Source organism: Lentimicrobiaceae bacterium, from assembly GCA_028697555.1.
Classification (GTDB): Bacteria; Bacteroidota; Bacteroidia; order Bacteroidales; family UBA4417; genus UBA4417.
On the sequence record JAQVEX010000013.1, the window covers coordinates 15,711 to 38,775 of the forward strand.

The window sequence follows — 23,065 nt, forward strand, 5'->3', positions numbered from 1 at the left end:
TGCTTATTGAAAAATAATCTGATTTTTTTCGTAATTAATATTGAAAGCACCGAACTTGCGGAGTATCTTTCTATTAATCACCAACTCGTAATTAAGCTTATGGTTTACTTCCGTTTCGATTTCAAAAGCAGAGTTGTCGCCTAAATTAATTTCGGCAATGTACAGTATAGCTTTGTTTGCAACGGTATTTTCGCCGATAATTTTTTCCGGGTCTCCTTCAAAATCGTATTTACCAATTGCACCCGACCTCAATAACATTAGCACGGCATCTAACGATATTTGAGCCACGTCAAACTCATCGTTGAGAGTTATTTTAAGAGTTTTACCGTTCACAATACCTGTAAAGCTAATGCTGTGGTCTGGATTTTCAGTAAACTGAATATTTTTAACTTCCGGATTAAGCTCTATACTTACAGCTTTAGAGAAGCTGGAGATGTCTTTGTTTTGTTTTTTGGGAACAAAATCTTTGCTAAGAATTCTAAACTCGGTACGACGGTTAAGTTCGTGAGCTTTTTCCTGCAATTCTTTGCTTTCCAACGAGTTGATAAATTCTTCGGTAAGTTTGGTTCCGGCTTTAAAGGTAAAATCGTTGTATATACGGTCTTCGCTTAGTGTTCGTGGCACTCTTTCGCCGTAGCCTTTAGCAACGAGTCTATCTGGGTCTATACCTCTTTCTATCAAATAATTTACAACCGATTCGGCACGTTTTTGCGATAAAATATCGTTGCTTTCTTCGGAACCACGCAAGTCGGTGTGCGAAGCCAATTCGATTATAATTGTTTCGTTTTCGTCTAAGGTTCTAATTAATCCTTGTAACGAGTCTTGATATTGCGGTTTTAAATCCCACTTAGCCAAATCGTACAAAATATCCGGTAACACAATAGGTTTGTCGGGTATTGGTTCCAAATTGAAATTAATTACAAAGTCGGTGTCAACTTCAACATCGACAGTAGTTTCTTTGGCTTTCTTGTTGAAGTAGTTAGGCTTTTCACAAACCAAATCGTATGTGGTGTTTGGTTTAATTTGTGATTTACTGAAACTATAAAAACCTTTTGCGTCAGTTTTAGCCTGAACAGTTGTTCCGTCGCTACCAATCAGCTTGATAATGGCGTTAGGAACAAATTGCAATGAATTATCGTCTTTAACTATTCCCGACAGGGTATAAACGACCGGCGGATTATCAAAGAAGTAGATATCATCTCCACCTCTACCGCCTTTTCTATTTGAGCAAAAGAAACCTTGGTCTAATTCGGGATGGAAAATAATTGCAAAGTCGTCGTAGTTGGAGTTTATAGGAGCTTTGACATTAACTGGTTTAGTCCATTTCCCGTTTGAAAATTTTGTTACGAAAATATCCAAGCCACCAAGTCCGGGATGCCCGTTTGATGCGAAATATAAAGTACTGTCGTTTCTCATAAATGGAAACATTTCATCTCCGGGAGTATTAATAACATCTCCCATATTTCGTGGTTTAGAAAATTCGGAGTTCACATTTTTTCTGGTAGCGTACCAAAGGTCTTTTCCACCAACGCCGTTTTTCAAATCGGAAGTGAAAAACAACACCAATTCGTCGGGCGAAAGAGCAGGAGTGCCGAACACGGTGGAACTATCGCCACCTAAGTCAATAACAATAGGCTCCGACCAATTTTTTCCAACTCGCTTGCTCACCATAATTTTACAGCCTTGCAACTCGTCGTCTTTTTTGGTGCATCTGGTAAAATACAGCTGATTAAACTTTGAGTTCAAATGCGGGTTTCCTTCGTTAGCTTCGGTGTTGATAATTTCGTTGTTGTCGATTAAAACCGGCGTCGACCACTTTCCTTTTGGGTCTATTTTTGTAATAAACAAGTCCGAAAAGTTTTCGTTTGTCCAATCGTCGGTGTATTTTCCGGTAGCTTCGTCTCTTGTAGAAGTAAAAATTAGAGTGTTGTACAGTTTGTCGGCGTACGTAGGCGAGAAGTCGGAATAGCGTGAGTTGATGCTTTTTATGGTTTCAATATTGTATTTCGATTTGTTATCCATCCAAACATCAGCCGAATCGCATGTTATAATGCCGTTATGACCTAACGGACTATCGGGGACGGCTTCTGCATATTTTTCGAAAAAAGGTTTCGCTTCGCTGTATTTTTGATTCATCACAAGCATTTGAGCCAAGTACAAATATGCCTGCGGGTTTTCTTTGGCATAGTTGCCTTTAATTATGCGTTTGTACGCAGGTATTGCTCGGCGATAATTATTTGTAATGCGGTAGCATTCAGCCATTTTAAAGCCAATGTATTCCTTTTCAGGTTTTATTTTGGCTTTAGAATATGCTTTTCGATAACGTTTTGCAGCTTTATTGTACTGCATGTTGTCGAACGCTTCTTCGGCTATTCGCATATGTCTGCTTTGTCTCGACTGTGCATCGACGCTTGTAGCTGCTATCAATAATGTTATTAGTAAAACACTTATTTTTATCTTCATTGTTTATTGTTTTCGTTTAGATATAAACGTTTGTTATAATGTTTTGTTTTACAAAAGTACTAAACACTTCTTAATTATGTATCTTATTCGGTGTTTTAGATGTAAATTTAATGCTAAAATTTACTAATCGTATAGTTTTAATAAATGATAAGTATTGCCGCAGTGGTTCAAAAATTTTATAAAATCGCTCCAACTTGTACTTATCGATGCAGTGTTTACGCATGGGTGAAAACTTATTCTTTCGACATTGGCAAGATTTTCGTCGATGAAAACTACGACGTGCTTTTCGGTGTCGTTTATTAAGCCGTACGGAGTAACCGAACCGGGTTTTACGCCTAAGTATTTGTCCAATCTTTTTTCTGAAGCAAACGTGAGTTTACCTTGTTTTAAACGTTTTTCCAAATCGGTAATATCAAGTCTTTGCTGATGTTCGATTATTACAAGATAGTGCTTGTTACCTTTGTGATTTCTGAAAAAAATATTTTTGCAATGAACGGCTTTGTCATTTTCCCAATATTGTCTGGCTATTTCAATGGTTGGAGCTTCGGGATGCTCCATGTAGCCGTATTTTATATTCAGATTTTCTAATATTTCGTAAAGTTTTGGATTTCCTCTCATATTTATGCAAAAAGGCTCATTATCATCAGTTTGATAATGAGCCTGGTAAAAGTTTAAATTATGTTACAAAGTTTGGTCGTCTATAGTAGCATCGGGTGCATTTTTCATAACAGATTTAATACCGTTATTCATACCGGCTTCAGCTTCGTACAACTGGCTCGAACCTACTACTTGTCCGTTTGTGGCTTTCACAACAAAATGAAACTTGCCGTTTTTTGCAGTTTTTGTCTCAAATCTTTCGGCAGCTGCATTTTTACGAACCGATTCTACACCGTTCATGCACGATTGCTTTGTTTTGTAACCTTCGCTCGATAAAATAATTTGACCGTTGTCGGCTAATAAATTAAACTGAAATTCGCCGTCTTTTCTTGTTGAAATAACAAATTTTCCCATAGTTATTATAAATTAAGAATTAATAAATGATACTGATTGCTACGCAAGTTTCGTACCAAAAAGTCAGACAATTACATTATTAAAATGTTATTTCCTTCTCTTTTTTACCGTGTTAATTTTAAAAATTCGGTAAATCAGGCTGTAGCCTGCTAATGCGGTTATTGCAATTATTATAGCCAAAATTATTAATACAATTCCGGTTTTAGAAGCAAGAATATCGCTGTATAACAACACAACAAAAATTATTAAAGCAATTAATAAGCGAATGGTTTTGTCGGTATTTCCAATGTTTTTTTTCATAAGTATAAAATTTTATCCTTTATTTAAAATTTTTTTCAGTGCACCATCAATTGTGGGGTATTGAGTGATGTAAATTTTCACTTTTCTGTTGGTAAGTCTTTCCAAATTTTCTTCCTGTTCCGATAAATTTGCTGCCTTTGCTTGTAGTATTGCTGGTTTTAGATGTTCGCGAAGTGCCAACTCGTTAAGGTTTTTCACAATTTCTTCCTTATCAATTTTTATAGACGGATCAATAGAAGCTTCTCTTATTTGATTTATAGTACTGTTGTCGATGGTGATATAAGTGAGCTCTAGCGAAGCATGTATTTCTATAAGGTCTTTTTTTACCACAAATTTAGTGTTTATCGTGTCGGCTAAGTCGATGTGAAAACCTATTCTTCCTCTTGCCGATGTTATAACTTTTTCCTGAAAGGTGAGAAAATCTAAATTAAAATATTTTTTTTCCTTTTCGGCAACGTTGTTAATTACAAAATCTTGCTCCCAAATAACCAATTTAGCAGCTGCTCGCAGCTTTTCCAAAACAATAATATTGTTAACGCTTTGTTTCGATTCGCTTAGTTTTATACTCGAAAGTTTTACAACAAAAACAATCAATATTATTGCTATTATTAGAAATAGTACAGCTTTTGCGTAATTGCTTAATTTTTTCATCATAATTGTTTACAAATTTTCCGAATCGGTTTCGGTGTTATTGTTTGTTTTTACCTTTGTTACCATATACTGTGCGTGCGAGTAGCTCACAATTTTGACCTGTTCGTTTTTTTCGATATAACCTACCATTGCAGTTGCATCGATAATTTCATTACCAACTTTGATTTTTCCTGACGGACGTAGGTCTGTGTAGGCAACACCTGTTTTGCCTATTTGCGTTTCGGTGTTTTTGGGAGCCGAATAGTAGCCAAAGTCTTTGTTTTGTTCTTCGCTAAGCGATAATGTTCCGAAAATTGTTTTGCCACCAAATAATTTTTTAGCAATAAAAAACGAAAAAATAATAGAAGTAAACGACGCAATAATTACAATAGCAAACGCTTTAAATATTTGTATGGAAGCATTTACCGGAAATTTGAAATAAAAATTGTCAATCATAGCAAAAGCTAAGCCTGCAACCATAAGTGTAATACCCGATATGCCGAAAACTCCAAAACCTGGGAAAGCAAATATTTCTATCGCCAGCAAAATCACTCCTATGACGAAAATTACAATTTCCCAATTGGCTGCCAAACCTTCAATGTATAAAGGTGCAAAGTACAATAACGCACCAACAGCGGCAATTACTATAGGAAATATAGCTCCAGGCGATTGGAATTCTAAATATATTCCGCCTATTATCATCATGATAAGTATTCCGGAAACTATACTGTTTGTCAGAAATTCTATCACCGAGTCCATTGCCTTAATTTCCTGGTGGACTATTTTATGCTGTTCAGTTTTGGCAAATTCTAAAATTTCGTCCATGTTTTCGGTTATGGCGTCGCAATATTTAACTTTAAGAGCTTCGTCAGCAGTTAGGGTAAGAATTTTACCTTTTTCCGAAACACCTTTAACTTCAACATCTTCATCGACCATAGCTTGAGCTATATCAGGGTTTCTGCCTTTGGCTTCGGCTGTACTTCTCATCAACGAACGCATGTACGATTGGTACTTATCGGGAACTTTATCGCCTTTTTGGTCGACTACGGTTGCTGCTCCCATGTTAGCTCCTTGTCGCATAAAAATACTATCGGCAGCTATTGATATCAATGCTCCCGCCGATGCAGCGTTATTGTCGATAAAAACCCAAAAAGGAATTTTTGAATTAAGTATCGCAGTTCTGATGCTGTCGGCTGCAACTAACTGACCACCGTAGGTGTTAAGTCGTAATAAAATAACATCGGCTTTAATCTCATTGGCTTCCTTTAAGGCTTTTTGAGTTCGTCTGACGGCTGCCTTTGATATTTCATTGTCGATTGTGTACGTGTAAATCAGCGTAGTGTCCGATGTTCGAGCTATCGAAATATTTGCTATTCCGCCGATTAGCAATAGTATTAAGATAGTGTTTTTTATTAGCTGTTTTGTCATATTTAAGTGTAAGTCAATTAGTTAGTATAATTGTATGTCTGTTGTTTTTCCCGATGATATTGTAAAAACTTTTTCCACATTATAAATTGTCGATTTTGAATTTTGCGGACGAAAAATTACCCTGTATTTGCCCGGCTGCATGTAAAGCGTTTCTAATGTTAAAGAGTTTTTAAGCGTGTAAATGTTTGTTAGTACATCGTTGCTGTAGCTTTGTATAATACCCGAACCTTGATAATTTTTTCGCAAGACTAATATTCCGGGTTCCGGAATTTCAATAGTTGTTGTGCTACTTTGTGCAATGTTTATATCTTTAATTTCTATTTTTGGTAAGGTGAAAATTTCAATATCGTAATCGCCAACAATAAAGTTGTGTTCGCGTTCAAAATTGTTTATCAATAAAGGCTTACAATCATTTGTGTGTGAAATTGCATAATTCAGATTTTGGGTGTAAAGGTTAGAAGTGTTCATCTTCAGTTTCAGCTTACCCTGTGGCGTATCTAAGGCAATAATATTATGTTTTCCGGGAGTAATTGTAACGTTTTCGATTTGTACCGGTGGAGTTGTGTGTGCAACAACCCTGTATGTTATCAAAGGGTCGATTACAATAGTGTCGGGTAAACCCCTATTGTTGAAAGTATGTATAAAATTGTAAACAATTCTTCCCGAAACTTGGTCGTAAAACGTAATACCTACATTTGTTTCGGTAGGTTTTTCGTTTATATCCAAAAGGTTTACTTGCGCCGTGGTTGAGTTTAACGTTTGAGAAATAATCACATTAAGGGCTTTTTTGAAATCTTCTTCCTTAGTTGCATCAAAGTAAGTTCCTACACAGTCGAAAGCTTCGTTAAAATCGTTGCCTATCCCGATAATAAAAGGTTTAAGAGCGATTCCGTTTTTCTGCAACATAGCCGAAACTGCACATGGGTCGCCGTTACATTCTTCTATTCCATCTGTTATTAAGATTATAATATTTCTAGAGTTTTCATCATCGGCAAAGTCTTTAACAGCTTGTTCCATAGCGAATGATAGGGGAGTTGTACCCCTTGCTTTTGAGCTTTGTAATTTCTGTTTAATTCTTTCAATATTATTATTGCCGAAAGGAACTTCCAATTTAGTGTCGTTACAAACCTGCGGTGGAAACTGATACTGATGTCCGTACAAACGTAGCGCTATTTGTGTATTTGGTACGCCTTTAATGCTATCTAAAAGTTCGTACATCAGTTTTCGGGCAATATTGAATTTCGAATCGCTTTGCCATCTACCAAGCATACTCTGCGAAGCATCGAAAATAAACAAAATACGTGTTACAGGTTTCGTTTTTTCAATATTTTCAACAGTTTGACTATGTGTATTTGTTGAAAATAAAGTCAGAAACAAAACAACAGCTACAGAGTATTTAATTGTTTTTTTTAACATCAAAATATATTAATAATCGCCTAAGGTTTCCTTTAACTGACTTAGAGCAATCTTAATTTCATCATCATTTGGCGGTGTGCCGTGCCATTTGTGGTTGTCGAGCATAAAGTCGACGCCTTGCCCCATATGAGTGTGCATTATAATAACAACGGGTTTGTTGCTGCTTTGTTGTTTTGCTTCGGTAAGAACTTTACGCATGTCGTCAAAGTTGTGTCCATCCATTTCCATAACATTCCAATGAAACGAAGTCCATTTGTCTCTAATACTTTCCAAAGCCATAACATCACTAACATCGCCATCAATTTGCTTGTTATTGTAGTCGATAACGGCAACAATATTTTTAACATTTTTAGCTCCGCCGTACATAATAGCTTCCCATATTTGCCCTTCCTGTATTTCGCCATCACCAATCAGGCAGAAAGTAACGCTATTATCATTGTTAAGCATTTTGTTTTGTGCCATACCCAAGGCAACCGACAAGCCTTGACCCAATGAGCCTGAAGCAATTCTGATTCCGGGCAAATTGAAGCTCGGAGTAGGGTGTCCTTGTAGGCGTGATTCTAATTTTCTGAATGTTGAAAGTTCGCTTATCGGAAAAAATCCAAAACGGGCTAAGGTGCTGTACCAAACCGGCGAAATGTGTCCGTTTGATAGAAAAAACACGTCTTCGTTGTTGCCGTTTATAGCAAAATTTTTCACATCATAATTTAAAATTTCGGCATACATTATGGTAAAAAAATCGGCACAACCTAAAGATCCACCAGGGTGTCCGGACTTTGCCGAATGTATCATTCGTAGACAATCGCGACGAATTTGTGTTGAATAATTTAGAAGTTCAGAATTTGTCATATTACAAGTTGCATTTATTTTTTGCTAAATTAAAAGTTTACTCTAAATAATAAACTTTTTGATAAATAATTTTTATTGGTGTTTGTTTTAAAAATGTAAAGTAACATTTATCTCATATTAGGACTTTTTGAATTTGTTTGTAAGTTACTGCTTATATTTTAATTAGGGTTATACTTTACAGTTGAGATTTTTTTATTTGATTAAAACTTTTCGATTTTAAAAAATTATCTTAAATTTGCATTGAAATCGAATAATGCAAATTGTATGAGACTTAATAAAAGTTTTGTTTATGTTCTGACGTTGATATTATTAATATTAAAGTCGTCATTTTCATTTGCATCGGAAGATCCATTTATCCATGTATCGGATTCGTTATTACAGGTTTTAGAAAAGACTACAGACGCAGAAAAAAAGTTATCTGCTTATTACGAATTGGGCAAGTTGTACGAATTGAACAACCTATCAAGAGAGGCAGTTGATATATACGAAAAAGCTTTAAACTTTGTTGATGCTGATGGTAAGTTTGAGGAGGAACTTCCCAAACTTTGTTTTTTGTTAGGAACGGCATATTTGGAGATTGGTTATAACAATAAGTCGTTACCTATTTTGTACAGAGGTTTCAATATAGCCGAAAAATATAATCAGAAAGAAATATCGGCAAGAATACTAATAAGTATAGGAGTATTATATTATTATTTAGACGATATAGAACAGGCTTTATATTACTATAATCAGGCTTTAAAGTATGTTGATGAAATGGATAACGATCTTGGCAAATCTATAGTGTTAAACAATATAGCAAATATTTATCAAGTTAAAGGAGATGCGAGTTCGGCAATAAATTACTATACAAAAGCTTTGGATATACAAAAGACTGTAAAAGATACATCTTCGATTTGTAATATCATGGTAAACATGGCATCAGTCTACATTGCGACTGGCAAATTTGATAAGGCTGAAGAGCTTCTTACTGAGGCAGATAACTTAGCTGCCATTATAGGCGATAAAGAACAATTAGCAATGGTATTTGTCAATAAAGGACTAATGCATAGTGCTATCGATAATTACTATATCGCTCAAAGTATGTTTGATAAGGCATTGGCAATAGCTTCCGAAAACGACATGAAAAATGTAGAATTGGAAATATTGAAAACAATGGAAAGTTTTTATGGCAAATACAAAAGATACGAAAATGCGTATAATACACTAAAAAAAATATCGGCTATTGAAATTGAAACCAAAACAAAAGAACTTAACATTGACCGCAGTCGATACGACGCTATATATAAAAACTCCGACAAAAGAAAACAAATTGCCGAACAACAACAAAGATTGAGAACAACTAGAACCGTACTTATACTTGTTATTTGTTTTATTATTCTGTTTATTGTGTTTAATATAATTCTGCTTCGAATGTTGTCGGAAAGAAAAAAATATATCAATAAATTGGAAAATTTAAATATAACTAAAGATAAACTGTTTTCTATAATTTCGCACGATTTGCGTACACCTGCTTTGGCACAGAAAATAGCAGTAAACAACGTTATTGAATACTATAATGATTTAGACGACGAGTCGCGTTTGAATTATTTAAAACTCATATATGAAGGCTCTGAAAACCAAATAGATTTGCTTGAAAATATGCTTAGTTGGGCAAAAATTCAAACAGGTAAAATTAAGTTTAATCCGATAAATTTCGACTTGTACGAGGTTGTTAAAGAAGTTATGTCTTTGTATGCAGGATATTCGAGTAATAAAAAAATTACTATCGAAACTAACCTCAGCGAAAGCTTATACGTGTTTGCCGATAGAGTAATGATTTCAACAGTTATTAGGAATTTGGTCAACAATTCATTAAAATTTTCTTATCCCGATTCTGTTGTTAGAGTTAATGTTGATGTTTTTGACGAAAAAGTAGTTGTCAATGTTGTTGACTACGGGAAAGGCATGTCGGAAAATCAAGTGGAAAACATTTTTAGTCTGAAAGGAGGAACAAGAAGCGAAGGAACCGGTGGAGAAAAAGGTAGTGGAATAGGATTGACTGTTTGTAAAGAAATGATTGAAGAGCATAATTCCGATCTTGTAATAAACAGTAAATTGGGGGAGGGTACTGTAGTATCGTTTGAGCTAAAAAGGTAAAATAATTGATGTTTTTTTCTTACCTTTGCACGACACATCATATAACTGCCATTAATGGATACTTGTAAACCAAATATACTAGTTGTCGACGACCACGCTCTGTTTAGGTTTGGATTGGTTGCCATGATAAAAAGCAACTACAAAAATGCAGTTATTCACGAAACAGAAAACGGTTTAAGCACCTATAATTTTATAGAAAACAATCCCTTACCCGATCTGATTTTTTTGGATATAATGCTGCCGGATACAAACGGTGTTGAAATAGCTAAGACATTAAAAGCAGATTATCCGGATTTGAAAATAATAATACTTTCTTCGGAAGTTAATGCAAAATTTGTTGAAGAACTTTTAGAAATAGATGTCGAAGGGTATATTAACAAAACCGCACCTACAAAAACCGTAATTGATGCAATGGAAGCGGTTTGTAACGGCGAAAAATTTTACGGAAAAAGCGTTTCGGAAATAATATACCAAATATATTTGGCAAAATCGGGTAACAAAAAATCGGAAAATATTTTAGATACGCTTACCGCTCGCGAACTTGAAATAATAGAACTGATGAGCGACGGTTTGAGCTCTAAGGCAATAGGCGAGAAGTTGTGTATAAGTCATAGAACTGTTGAAGGGCACAAAGACAAACTTATGAAAAAGCTAAACCTTAATAGCATTGCTGAAGTAGTTAAGTTTGCTATCAAAAATAAAATAATTGAGCTGTGATGCGGGTTGCGGGTTGCGGGTTACGTGGTGCGGGTTATGACATTTTTGGTCATTGAGTGCCGATATTGAGCATAGCGAAATATCGGTGTATCGAAATGCCGAAAATGGGGAATAATAACGTGTTACTGGTTTAATAGTGGAATTATGCAAGACACCCATCACTCATCACCGACCACTCCCGAATTCTCGGAACAAGCAATCACAAAAAAGCCAATAGCTAATAGCTAACGGCTATTTAGCTTTACGGCAAAAAATAAACTTTAAAGAAGAAAGTTTGCTAAAAAAATCAAATCCTACTACATTCAACCGTAATATCAACTTCAACCAATTCATCTTTACAAAAATACGAAACATTCAATGTTGGCATGCTGCTATCAAACTTATCGGCGTGAGCTTCTATTATCGTTGAGCCTACGTTAACATTATCGGCAGAAAAGATAACAGTTTGCTCACCGTCTTCAATTTTAAAATCAGATAATACTTGATTTGTCTTGATTGTTAAACTTGTTGGGATATAATTTTTCGGAATATCGAAAAGCAATATTCCGGGCATTAGTTCTTTTTCGTGCAGAGTATCAAATTCGATTAAAACGATCTTGTCGGTAAGTGTAGAGTCTTTTATCTGATTAAATTTTACAGTCTGCATACAATTTCAATTTATCAGTTCAGGGTTGTTTTGAATGTGAAGTATAACGTTTTTAATCGATTTGAAGGCGATATCATCAAAATTTACCGAGTCTAAACTTTTAAAAACGACATCGGCTACATCATCAGCAGGTTTTATATTTTTAAACGAATTTATTTTAACCTTAAAAATGATGTCAAGAGTTTGATACTCAATATTTTTGTATAAATAATTATTGACAAAGGTGTTGATAATACTCATTTCTACAACTTTAACGCCAAGTTCTTCGTATATCTCTCGTACAATGGCTTCTTCGGCAGTTTCACTCAAATCCACAAAGCCACCCGGAAGGTCTAACTTACCTTTCTGCGGATCGTTTTTTCTAACAGCAAACATAATTTCCTGCTTGTCGTTACAGATAACTGCGGCAACTGCGGCATTCATATTTATATAGTAAACAAAATCGCAGCTTTTACAGGTGATGCATTTATCATTATGTTGTAAAGATTTTTGTCCGCATTTCGGACAATAAACAAACTGATTTTGGGGACTGAATTTATTCATTTATTTTAAAGAATTATAAAAAATTTCAATTGGGTGCATAGCCTTTCTGCCTGTTCCATCAAGGATTTGAGTCCGACAACTTGTTCCATTGGCAGCTATAATAGTGTTTTCGTCGGTGGCTCTAATTGCAGGAAAAAGGACTAATTCGCCTATTTGTTGCGATATTTTGTAATTATTTTTCTCGTAGCCGAAAGAACCAGCCATTCCGCAACATCCCGATTTTATTTCGTTAACGTGATAATTTTTCGGCAAAGACAACATCTGTATAGTGCAGTTTGTCCCTACCAATGATTTTTGATGACAGTGTCCGTGAAACTCTATAAAACGCTCATCGTTTGTAAACATCTCGCTGGTGATGCTACCGTTGTTTATATTCATGGAAATAAACTCTTCAAAAAGCAAGCAATAAGGTTTTATTTTGTTTGCTGCCGAAATTAAATTTTCATCGACAATAGACGGATATTCATCTCTGAAAGATAGAATTGCCGATGGTTCAATGCCGATTAACGGAGCTTGTTCGGAAATAAATGAGCCGAAAGTTTTGATGTTTTTATTCGCAATTCTTTTTGCTGTTTTAAGCATTCCCTTTGAAAAATAAGCTCTTCCGCTTTCGGTTACACCCAAATTTTTGACGTAATATCCTAACTTGTTCAAACTTTTTACACATAGTTTACCGATTTCAACATCGTTGTAGTTTGTAAACTCGTCAATGTAAAGGTAAACAACTTTAGTTAAGGTGTTGCCAGCAATTTGGTCATACGATTTTAACCACTTCGACAAGGATTTTTTCGACAGCGTAGGCAAACTTCTTTTCTGAGAAAATCCCATAAAATACTTAATAAACTTCGATGTTAAAGCGTTGGTAACAAATATGTTATATATTTTTGGGACAAGTTGTCCTATTTCATTAATTTTAGCAATATTGCCAATTATGAAAGTACGTAGCGGAATACCCTTTTTTTTGTACCAATTGTAAAAAAACTCTGCTCGATACTTAGTCATATCAACATTGCTGGGACATTCGTTTTTGCAACCCTTGCAAGCCAAGCAAGTCAGCATAACTTGATGCAGTTCCTTGCTTATAAATGGATTTTTACTGTTGTTTCGCGTCAAAGTGTATCGTAACAGGTTTGCTCTGGCTCGTGTAGAGTTTTTTTCATCTTGAGTAGCCATATAGCTCGGACACATAAGTCCGCCTACGGTCGTACTCTTACGGCAATCGGCGCTACCGTTGCATTGTTCGGCAGCTCGCAATATATTTTCGGTATGTTCGTACCTGAATATTGTATTGAATTTAAAGGGATTGGAGTCAGTGTCATATCTTAGCGAAGAAGTAATAGGTTTAGCATTTATAATCTTGCCCGGATTGAAAATATTTTCAGAATCCCAAGCATTTTTAACTTCGCTAAACATATTCATAATTTTTTCGCTGTAAACGATTGGCAAAGAGTTTGCTCTTAATCGTCCATCGCCGTGTTCGCCGCTGATAGAGCCCTTGTACTTTTTAACCAATTTGGCTACTTCGGTTGAAATAGTTTCAAATTTTTTGACACCTTCTTTGGTTTTCAAATTAATAACAGGACGTAGATGTAGCTCGCCTGTAGCCACGTGAGCATGATATACACAAGATAAATCATGTTTTTCCAACAATTGTTTAATATCTGCTATGTATTGCGGCAAATAATCGGGCAAAACGGCTGTGTCTTCAATAACAGTGATGGGTTTTGCATCGCCTTTAACGTTGGAAAGTATGCCCAAACCGGCTTTTCGCAAACTCCACACCTTATTGATATCGTTTCCTTTAATAATAGGGTAGTGGTAACCGAAATTATTTTTTTGCAGTTCCGAAATTACTTCTTTGCATTTGTTGTCCAACAATTCATCCGACTTTTCGGCAAATTCTATGATAAGCACCGCTGCAGGTTCGCCGTTTATAAAAAAGCGATTTTTTTGCTGAGCCAAATTGTTTTTAGATAGCTGAAGTATCGTCTCGTCCATAAGCTCAATGGCGACAGGATTGCATTTAAGAGCAACTAAGTTAGCGTAAAGAGCTTCGGAAATATTATTATGATGCGAACAAACCAATGCCTTATGTGGCGGTGGCAAAGGTTCTAAGTTGAGTTTCAGCTCGGTGAAAAAGCATAGCGTGCCTTCAGAACCGGCTAATAAAGAGCAAAAATTGAATTTATTTCCGCTATCTGTAAAGACTTCTGTGTTTTTCAAAATATCCAATGCGTATCCTGAATTGCGCCTTTTAAGTTCAGGTACAGGGTAATGATTGTCTATTTCTTTGCGATTGTCGGCATCAGAAAGTAAATTGTAGAGGTTTCTATAAATATCGCCTTCCAAAGTTTTCAGTTTCATTTTTTCTAAAAACTCATCTGACGACAATTCTCCAAAACTTACGATATCACCATCGCTTAAAACTGCTTCAACTTCAAGCAAATGGTCGCGGGTGCTGCCATAAACCAACGAATGCGAGCCACAAGCGTTATTTCCAACCATGCCGCCTATATTGCACCTGTTGGCAGTAGAAGTTTCGGGAGCAAAAAACAATCCGTAGGGTTTTAAATACATGTTAAGCTCGTCTAATACAACTCCGGGCTGCACTTTAACCCATTTTTCTTCAACGTTGAGTTCTATTATTTTATTCAAATGTTTGGAAATATCAACGACAACGCCTTCGCCAACCACCTGACCTGCAAGCGATGTGCCTGCTCCTCTGGGTATTATGCTTAACTTGTTTTTACGAGCCCAAACAACAATATTCACAATATCCGACGAGCTTTTAGGATAAACTACCAATGCCGGCTTTTCTTGATAAACGGAAGCATCGGTAGAGTACATTATCCTGTCGGCTTCGCTGTATGCAACGTCGCCTTTAATAGATTTTTTAAGTTGCTGTATTGTGTGGGTATCCATTATTTGCAGTTTAGTCTTCCAAAAGCATTTTTATAGCTTTAAAGTAGTAGTTGTCCCAACCGTCTAAAATGTTTTCAAAAGCTTCGTCCGGAATATTTATATGAAGCAACTCGACCACAGTAATATCGTTTTTTTGTTCCAAATTTATTGTAACTATCGAATCTTCGTCTTCTCCATCAAAATACCACTGTTGCACAATGGTTTTGTCCTTTTCAAATCTCAGATTTTTACCAACGATATCTCCGTCAAATAATGAAAATTCGGAGTTTGGCTCGGTGCTCATAATGGCTTCGGAATCAGTCCACAACTCTATTGTAAGCGGATTTGTGAGAGCCGTGTAAACGTCGCAGGCTTCTGCCTTTATTTTATATGTCTTTTTTATGTTTTTCATGTTCTAATCTTGAAAATAATTGATGCAAATTTATTATATCTCCACAAATACCTTTGAAATAAGCTACATAAATTTATCGTAGCGAAATACTAATGCTGTCCTATTAGTCAAATACATTTTGATAAACGGTTTCGAACCTTCTTCCGTCTTGGATTCGTACAACATAGAATCATCTATTCGATTATGACCGGCATATTCGGGCTTATCTGAGTTGAAGACAATTTTGTAAAATCCAAGTCTATTAACCGGTACTTCATATCCTTCATAAGACTTATTGGTATTAAAATTGAAAACAAATATCAAGTCGCTTTTTTCAAATACTAAGCACTTATTTTCTTCGTCAATTTTTAAAATGTTTCCATAACCTCCATCTAATAGGTTTGCTTTTTTAGCGAAGCTAATCATATCTCTATCGAAGTTGGCAAGCATGTGATATTTCAAGTCTTTGTTGTCATTCAACGACCATTTTCTTTGTGCGTATTTATAACTCCAATTGTTGCCTAATCTGGGAAAGTCAATCCATTCGGGGTGTCCGAACTCGTTTCCCATAAAATTCAGATATGCTTGTCCGCCCAAAGCCAAAGTAATAAATCGTATAAGTTTATGCAGAGCCAAACCTCTGTCAATTATGTGATTTCGGTCTGTTATTTGCATCAAATCGTACATTTCCTTATCCATAAGTCGGAAAGCAATAGTTTTATCGCCAACCATGGCTTGGTCGTGCGATTCGGCGTAGGCAACCGTTTTGATATAATACAATCTGTCGCACAAAACATTCCAAATTTCTCGTATATTCCAATTTTCGTCGGGAACATCTGTCAGCATTTTAATCCAAAAATCGGGTATTCCCATTCCCAATCTGTAATCAAAGCCAATACCGCCTTCGTCGGAAGGATAAGCTAATCCCGGCATTCCGCTAACATCTTCAGCTATGGTAATAAAATTTGGATTTAAGCTGTGAGCAAGCTCGTTGGCTAACTGCAGGTACAAAATTGCATTTTCATCGACAGACGAGTTAAAATATTTGTCTATAGAGTCAAACATCTCATTGCCATGATGCTCGTACAGCATTGAGCCAACGCCGTCGAATCTGAATCCGTCGAAATGAAATTCTTCAATCCAATACTTAATATTAGAAAGCAAAAAGTGTTGCACAGCTTCGTTGCCGTAGTCGAACAGTAACGAATCCCAATCTGGGTGGATGCCTTTATCTCCTTTATAAAAGTACGAATTAGCCGAGCCGTCGAACTTGTTTAAACCCTCATTCAGGTTTTTAACCGAATGCGAGTGTACAATATCCATAATAACGGCAATACCCATCTTGTGAGCAGTATTTATCAGAGTTTTAAGCTCTTCGGGAGTTCCAAAACGCGATGAAGGAGCGAAAAAATTGGAAACGTGATATCCGAAAGAGCCGTAGTAGGGGTGTTCATGAATACCCATAAGTTGCACTGCATTATAACCGGCTTTTTTTATGCGAGGCAAAATATTTTGGGTGAATTCGGCGTATGTACCAACTCCTTCCTTTTCCTGCGCCATACCGATATGAGCCTCGTATATGTACAAGTTGTTTCGTTCAATCTTGTTTTCAAACTCAAACCAATCGAAAGGCTCTGAAAACCAAACCTGACCGCTGAAATTTTTGGTATCATCGTCTTGTACGGCACGTTTTATATATGCCGGAATCCTGAAATGTTCGCCGATGTCGCTAACAACAATGACTTTGACCTTACTGCCGTGCACAAATTTATCGGCATATAAATTTGCATCTAAAACAATTTCCCAATCGCTTTTATTGATTTTAGTCAGTGGATGCGAATATTTATTCCAATCGTTAAAATCGCCTGTAAGGAATAATTCTTTTGCATTGGGAGCCCATTCTCTGTACGTGAATGTGTTATTTACTTTATTGTGGTTAATTCCATAATACATATATCCGTTTGAGTACTCGGAAATGGAACCGTGTTTTTTCTCAATACCGCTTAATTTGTTCACAAACCTTTTGTGCCGCTCCGTTAAACTCTTCTCGGCTGGCTTTAACCAAGGGTCGATATTTATTAGTTCCAAATTTTTACTCATAGTACTGCATTTTTTAACGATTAGAACCTTGTATTATCGGAATGTATATGAATGTCGTGTCGGGGTAAGGATTATTGCTATTGTAGAACGAAAGCGGATATTCTTCAAACTGAGTGCTGTCAATGGCTATGTTGTTTAATTTGGCGTAATTGATAATAACATCGTAAGCATTTGTGCTGTGCTTATATTCACCGAAAAATGGAAGTTTAAGAACTAAAATTGAATCTAATAGTAGTTTTTTTGAATAAACAGTTTCGTTTTGTAGCGGAATAATAAGGTTGTAATGAATTAATGAACTGTCAATTTTGGTAATATAAACCAATGGATTTGTGTCAATTTGTTGCTTATAGTAGGTTTGCGTTTTTGTATATTTATTTTTTAGATTTTCAAAAAAGTCGTTGTGCAGGCACGAATCTGTTTCGCAAGCAATATTGTCGTAGTAAAGCCAGACTTTTGAAATAGAATTATAATTACAAACTTCGTTTTTGGTAAATAGGTTTTGCAGATTTTGCAGACTTCTCTCCATTTCCGGCTCGACCAATTTGTCCGTTCGTAATGCCAACCAACGAGAAATAGGATTATTTCCAAGTTTGCTTTCAAAAGTCCAAACTACTTGTGTGGAGCTATCTTCGGGAATAAAATAAAATGTAGAAGCACTTTTGCCTTCGTCGGAAAAATCGAACACAAAGTACAAGGAATCTTTTTGAAACGAATGTTTTAAATAGTATTGGTAAGAATTTCTTCTGTCGATTAAACCTAAAATATTGCCGTCAATATCGATAATATTGTTAATTGAGTCGGAATCTTTAATCCAAGTAACCCATTCGTTCCACCATTGCATATTGGCAACTTTGCTGTAAACCAAGTAGGTAGGAGCTTTTATCGTTGTTTTACATCTAACGGTTACGTTTTTGGGTAGGAAAAACCCGACCGCAATGCACGATAGTATTAGCACCAACAAAACTATCAGTATGTTTCTGAATATCCTCATTTGAAGCTCAAATTATTTCAACAAAAATATTTTGTTCAAAAATAATAAAAAAATATAAAACGAATTATATTATTCTATTTGAGCAAATGTTTGGAGAAAATAATGTTGCGAACAAGCTAAAACTACTGCAAAGCAATTTTAACCACATCTAACATGTTTTCCAAATAGTGAAAGTTAAGACCTTCGATATATTTAGGGTTTATTTCGTCAACATCTTTTTTGTTATCCGAGCAAAGTATTATATCTGTTACTCCCGACCTTTTTGCCGCCAGAATTTTTTCCTTTACACCTCCAACTGGTAATATTCTGCCACGAAGCGTTATTTCGCCCGACATAGCATATTTAGGATTGACCGGTTTTTTCAAAAATGCCGATACCAACGAAGTAAACATTGTAATTCCTGCCGAAGGACCGTCTTTTGGAGTAGCACCTTCGGGAACGTGAATATGTACGCTGTTTTCAGCAAAAAGTTCAACAGGAATTTTCAATTCGTTAGCTTTCGATTTTAAATATTCTAAAGCAATGATTGCAGACTCTTTCATAACATCGCCTAAGTTGCCTGTGAGAGTAAGTCCGGCTTTGCCTTTATTTAAAGCAGTTTCAATAAATAAAATTTGTCCTCCCACCGGAGTCCAAGCCAATCCAGTTGCAACGCCGTAAGATTTGCCCGAATAGCTTGTAGCGTAGTTGAACAATGGCTTTCCTAATATTTCGTTTAACTGATTTTTGTTTATGCTTTTTGTATAAGGTTTGTCGGCAACAATTTGTAAAGCTCTGTTTCTGACTATTTTAGCAATTGTTTTATCCAAAGTTCTTACACCCGACTCTAAGGTGTAATTTTCGATAATTTGGGTTAATGTAGCTTTTGGGAAAGATATGTCAGACTTTTTAACGCCGTGTTCTTTCAGTTGTTTTGGTATTAGATGGCGTTTTGCTATTTCGATTTTTTCTTCAACTAAGTAACCGCTAAGTTCAATAACTTCCATACGGTCGCGTAGAGCTGGGTGGATATTCGATAATGAGTTTGCGGTGGCAATAAACATAACCTTAGACAGGTCGTATTCAACTTCTACAAAGTTATCATAAAAAGCGGTATTTTGTTCAGGGTCAAGCACTTCAAGCAGTGCTGCCGAAGGGTCGCCATTTACATTCATACCCGAAACTTTATCAATTTCGTCTAAAACAAAAACGGGGTTTGAAGTCTTAGCTTTTCTGATACTTTGAATAATCCTTCCCGGCATAGCTCCAATGTACGTGCGGCGATGTCCTCTAATTTCCGACTCATCGTGAAGACCGCCAAGAGAAACTCGCACATAATTTCTGTTTACAGCACGTGCAATAGATTTTCCCAACGAAGTTTTACCAACTCCGGGAGGTCCTACCAAACATAAAATCGGCGATTTCATATCACCTTTAAGTTTCAGCACCGCCAAATATTCCAAGATACGTTCCTTAATCTTTTCCATGCCAAAGTGGTCTTCATCTAAGATTTTGCGTGCACGCTCCAAATCGAAATTGTCTTGTGTGTATGTTTCCCAAGGTAAATCGGCAAGGATGTCAACATAGTTGAGTTGCATCGAATATTCGGTTGACATGGGATTTATTCGCGATAGTTTCGACAATTCTTTTTCAAAGACAGCATACGCATTTTTGGGCCATTTTTTCGATTTAGCTTTTTGTTTAAGTTGGTTTATTTGGTCTTCGTTTGGGTTGCTACCCAACTCGTCTTGTATTAGCTTAAGCTGTTGATTTAACACATAGTCGCGCTGTTGCTTGTCAATTTCGTGTTTTACCTTACTCTGTATCTGATTTTTAAGGTCAACCAATTGGAGTTCCCTCGAAAGCAACTCCACAATAACTTTGGCTCTTTCGTCAATATCGTTTATAGATAATATCCTTTGTTTTTCTTGGGTAGAAACGCTTAAATTAGAAGCTACATAGCTTATCAAAAGCATAGGGGTTTCAATGTTTTTGAGTGCAAATATTTTGTCATGTTCGGCACTTCCGCCAACTTTTTCAACAATTTCAATAGCTAAGTCTTTTATTATATCGACTATAGCATTAAATTTTTGATTGTTTTTGCGACGTTTGTTAACATCGTTAAAAGGCTTGACTTCCGCTAAAATGTACGGTTCTTCCTGAATAAAATTTGTAATCTCAAAGCGACCGCTGCCTTTAATGAGAGCTGTGGTGTTGCCATCTCGCAGTTGTAATGTTTTCACAATATAGGCAAAAGTTCCTATTGTGTACAAGTCTTCCGGTTTTGGGTCGTCAGTATCGGCTTGTTTTTGAGCGACAACACCTATCAGCTTATTTTTCTTGTAATTATCTTTTACTAGTTTTATTGATTTTTCTCTTCCTATGGAAATTGGAATAATTGCTCCCGGAAACAAGACCGTATCGCGCAACGACAATATTGGCAATGCCGTAGGAATGTCCTTTGTGTCTGTTTCAAGGCTGTCTTCTCCTGCCATTATCGGGATAAAACCTCCGTCTAATGAATCATCTATCTCAGAATTATAAATTTTATATTCTCTCATCAAATTAAAAAATGCATTAATATTCGCCTTTTTAATATCAACTAACATACCATAGTCAAAATTATTTGCAAACTAATGCAAAATATGCAATTTTGACACACTTAATTATGCGGTAATGACAAAAATGGTTATAAGTACCTATATCTGAGTGATAATTCTTTTATATGTTTGAAAACATCTATATCTTTTTGCGAAATATCAACATTTCGGCGTTTCATAACGATTTCGGCGGTTTGTATAATATGTTCAATATCTGCCTCTTGATAATTGGACGGTTTTCCCCAAGAAAAAGACGGAACAAAATTCCTATGGAAACCGCTATCGAACAAGTTGCAGCATACTCCAACAACAGTTCCGGTATTAAACATTGTATTAATTCCTATTTTGCTGTGGTCGCCTAATACCAATCCCAAAAACTGCATTTTAGTGTCCAAAAACCTTTCGTTTTCGTAGTCCCACATTTTAACGGGACTATAGTTGTTTTTAAGATTACTGGTGGTTGTGCCGGCTCCTAAGTTACACCATTCGCCAATAACCGAATCGCCTAAGTATCCGTCGTGTGCTTTCGACGAAAATTTCATTAATATGCTATTTGAAACTTCGCCACCTATTTTGCAATGTGGACCAACCGAAGTTCCTTCATACAAAAGGGCTCCCATTTTTACTGTGGCTGTATCGCATACGGCGACAGGTCCTCTTATATACGAGCCTTGCATAACGGTAGCATTTTTACCAATATAAACCGGTCCGTGTCGAGTATCAATACTGCAACCTTCAACATCGGCGTCGGGTTCAACAAAATAGTTGTTGCCATAAACCATATTGCTTTCCGACAAATACGCAGACTCACGACCGAATGTGATGAGTTCAAAGTCGTTTATTATTTCTTGTTTGTTGAGTTTTACAATATCCCATGTGTTTTTAAGTCGATTGAAGTCTTCTTTGTATTCGACAGAGTCCAAATCGGCAGTATCGCCCGAACTAAGACTTGCAAGATTATCGGCTGTAAGTCTCATAGCAATCAAATAGCCGTCACTAGTAAGCGTTGTATCTTTTTTAAGTTTTTTAATAGCTTTAAACAAGTTGGAGCCGGGGAGTACGCTACTGTTTATCAAAACGTTGTCGTCGGTTACATTCAGCGGATACAGTTCCGATAGGTAGTCGTCGCTTAGGTTAGACATCTCGGCTTTGAAATAATGTTTCCATTTTTCTTCAATAGTCAGAATGCCAACGCGCAACTGCGATATCGGCTTAAAGTAAGTCAATGGACGTAACGAAATACGATTTGAAGTCTCATCGAATAAAATATAATTGCTCATATGTTTTTTTGGGTTTAATTTAGGAAATCAATGATTTAAAAATGAACTCATACAAAAGTCGTACAAAACTAAATAAATTTTTCAGAAAAAATAATAGAAACAAAAAAAAGTCCCGTAGTTATGGGACTTTTATAATGAAAACAAAAAAAACGCATTTATTATTTTTGTTGTCTCTGTTTTTTGAGCTGTTCAAATTTTTCTTGTTTCTGACGGAATTTATCAACACGTCCGGTGCTATCAACAAGTTTCATCTTACCGGTATAAAAAGGGTGTGATGTGTTAGAAATTTCTAACTTAACAAGCGGATATTCTTTACCGTCTTCCCAAACTATGGTTTCTTTGGAAGCCACAGTAGAACGAGTGATAAATGCTTCATCATTAGATATGTCTTTAAACACAACTAAACGATAATTATTTGGGTGAATGTCTTTTCTCATAGTCAATAATATCTTTTTCTTTTTTGAATTTGCAAAGATACACAACTTTTTATTATTGGCAAGATTATTATAATTTTTTTTCAAATATTTTTAATTGGCTTTTAGCTCTTGGCTTTTGGCTGTACTCAGCTAACGGCTAACAGCTAATAGCCAAAATGCCCGATTTTAACATTTTTATCAATACTTTGCAAAACAACTTTCCAAAACTTAACATTTTCGTAACAATCATATTTTGCATTTCTTA

The 23,065-nt window shown here is 35.9% G+C and carries 19 protein-coding genes; 2 read left to right on the plus strand and 17 right to left on the minus strand.

The genetic code is table 11. The features are described 5' to 3' along the window. Nucleotides 1-3 precede the first annotated feature (3 nt). From PHP31_03175 to PHP31_03210, 8 genes are all read right to left on the minus strand, one after another. A complete protein-coding gene (locus PHP31_03175; GenBank protein MDD3738276.1) occupies nucleotides 4-2,463 on the minus strand; it encodes an OmpA family protein in 2,460 nt (819 codons plus the stop codon). Nucleotides 2,464-2,586: 123 nt separating this feature from the next. Then, the gene (locus PHP31_03180) at nucleotides 2,587-3,081 is read right to left on the minus strand and encodes a prolyl-tRNA synthetase associated domain-containing protein (protein MDD3738277.1); all 495 of its coding nucleotides are present in this window, start codon (nucleotides 3,079-3,081) and stop codon (nucleotides 2,587-2,589) included. A gap of 63 nt (nucleotides 3,082-3,144) precedes the next feature. Next, entirely contained in the window at nucleotides 3,145-3,474 is a 330-nt protein-coding gene (locus tag PHP31_03185) for a YegP family protein (protein MDD3738278.1), read from the minus strand. 87 nt (nucleotides 3,475-3,561) lie between these two features. Further along, entirely contained in the window at nucleotides 3,562-3,774 is a 213-nt protein-coding gene (locus tag PHP31_03190) for a DUF2892 domain-containing protein (GenBank protein MDD3738279.1), read from the minus strand. A gap of 12 nt (nucleotides 3,775-3,786) precedes the next feature. Then, complete coding sequence (locus tag PHP31_03195; GenBank protein ID MDD3738280.1) at nucleotides 3,787-4,428, minus strand: hypothetical protein; 642 nt, start codon at nucleotides 4,426-4,428, stop codon at nucleotides 3,787-3,789. Nucleotides 4,429-4,434: 6 nt separating this feature from the next. After that, nucleotides 4,435-5,832, minus strand: a complete 1,398-nt coding sequence (locus PHP31_03200) for an NfeD family protein (protein ID MDD3738281.1) — start codon at nucleotides 5,830-5,832, stop codon at nucleotides 4,435-4,437. Between the two features lie 21 nt (nucleotides 5,833-5,853). Continuing rightward, nucleotides 5,854-7,248: a VWA domain-containing protein gene (locus tag PHP31_03205; protein MDD3738282.1), complete on the minus strand. Its 1,395-nt coding sequence runs from the start codon at nucleotides 7,246-7,248 to the stop codon at nucleotides 5,854-5,856. A gap of 9 nt (nucleotides 7,249-7,257) precedes the next feature. After that, entirely contained in the window at nucleotides 7,258-8,097 is an 840-nt protein-coding gene (locus PHP31_03210; protein ID MDD3738283.1) for a transketolase, read from the minus strand. Between the two features lie 264 nt (nucleotides 8,098-8,361). Between PHP31_03210 and PHP31_03215 the strand changes: the two genes are divergently transcribed. Together PHP31_03215 and PHP31_03220 are read left to right on the plus strand one after the other, a co-directional pair. Continuing rightward, complete coding sequence (locus PHP31_03215; protein MDD3738284.1) at nucleotides 8,362-10,236, plus strand: tetratricopeptide repeat-containing sensor histidine kinase; 1,875 nt, start codon at nucleotides 8,362-8,364, stop codon at nucleotides 10,234-10,236. A gap of 54 nt (nucleotides 10,237-10,290) precedes the next feature. After that, nucleotides 10,291-10,953, plus strand: coding sequence for a response regulator transcription factor (locus tag PHP31_03220; protein ID MDD3738285.1), 663 nt, complete (start codon nucleotides 10,291-10,293; stop codon nucleotides 10,951-10,953). A 286-nt stretch (nucleotides 10,954-11,239) separates the two neighbouring features. Here PHP31_03220 and PHP31_03225 read toward each other — a convergent pair whose 3' ends face one another. The 9 genes from PHP31_03225 to PHP31_03265 all read right to left on the minus strand — a co-directional run bounded on the left by PHP31_03225 (nucleotide 11,240) and on the right by PHP31_03265 (nucleotide 22,821). Further along, on the minus strand, nucleotides 11,240-11,599 hold the full coding sequence (locus tag PHP31_03225; protein ID MDD3738286.1) for a hypothetical protein: 360 nt from the start codon (nucleotides 11,597-11,599) through the stop codon (nucleotides 11,240-11,242). 6 nt (nucleotides 11,600-11,605) lie between these two features. Then, the gene (locus tag PHP31_03230; protein ID MDD3738287.1) at nucleotides 11,606-12,142 is read right to left on the minus strand and encodes an NUDIX domain-containing protein; all 537 of its coding nucleotides are present in this window, start codon (nucleotides 12,140-12,142) and stop codon (nucleotides 11,606-11,608) included. Beyond that, nucleotides 12,143-15,064: an FAD-linked oxidase C-terminal domain-containing protein gene (locus tag PHP31_03235; protein MDD3738288.1), complete on the minus strand. Its 2,922-nt coding sequence runs from the start codon at nucleotides 15,062-15,064 to the stop codon at nucleotides 12,143-12,145. Nucleotides 15,065-15,074: 10 nt separating this feature from the next. Then, a complete protein-coding gene (locus PHP31_03240) occupies nucleotides 15,075-15,455 on the minus strand; it encodes an SRPBCC domain-containing protein (GenBank protein ID MDD3738289.1) in 381 nt (126 codons plus the stop codon). Nucleotides 15,456-15,518: 63 nt separating this feature from the next. Continuing rightward, the gene (locus tag PHP31_03245) at nucleotides 15,519-17,534 is read right to left on the minus strand and encodes an alpha amylase C-terminal domain-containing protein (protein ID MDD3738290.1); all 2,016 of its coding nucleotides are present in this window, start codon (nucleotides 17,532-17,534) and stop codon (nucleotides 15,519-15,521) included. A 13-nt stretch (nucleotides 17,535-17,547) separates the two neighbouring features. Further along, nucleotides 17,548-18,525: a hypothetical protein gene (locus tag PHP31_03250; protein MDD3738291.1), complete on the minus strand. Its 978-nt coding sequence runs from the start codon at nucleotides 18,523-18,525 to the stop codon at nucleotides 17,548-17,550. 122 nt (nucleotides 18,526-18,647) lie between these two features. Further along, nucleotides 18,648-21,065, minus strand: a complete 2,418-nt coding sequence (lon, locus tag PHP31_03255) for an endopeptidase La (GenBank protein ID MDD3738292.1) — start codon at nucleotides 21,063-21,065, stop codon at nucleotides 18,648-18,650. 128 nt (nucleotides 21,066-21,193) lie between these two features. Then, nucleotides 21,194-22,384, minus strand: a complete 1,191-nt coding sequence (locus PHP31_03260) for a putative sugar nucleotidyl transferase (GenBank protein MDD3738293.1) — start codon at nucleotides 22,382-22,384, stop codon at nucleotides 21,194-21,196. Between the two features lie 158 nt (nucleotides 22,385-22,542). Then, nucleotides 22,543-22,821 carry a type B 50S ribosomal protein L31 gene (locus tag PHP31_03265; protein MDD3738294.1) on the minus strand — a complete coding sequence of 93 codons (279 nt, stop codon included), beginning with the start codon at nucleotides 22,819-22,821 and terminating at the stop codon, nucleotides 22,543-22,545. Between the last annotated feature and the right edge of the window lie 244 nt (nucleotides 22,822-23,065).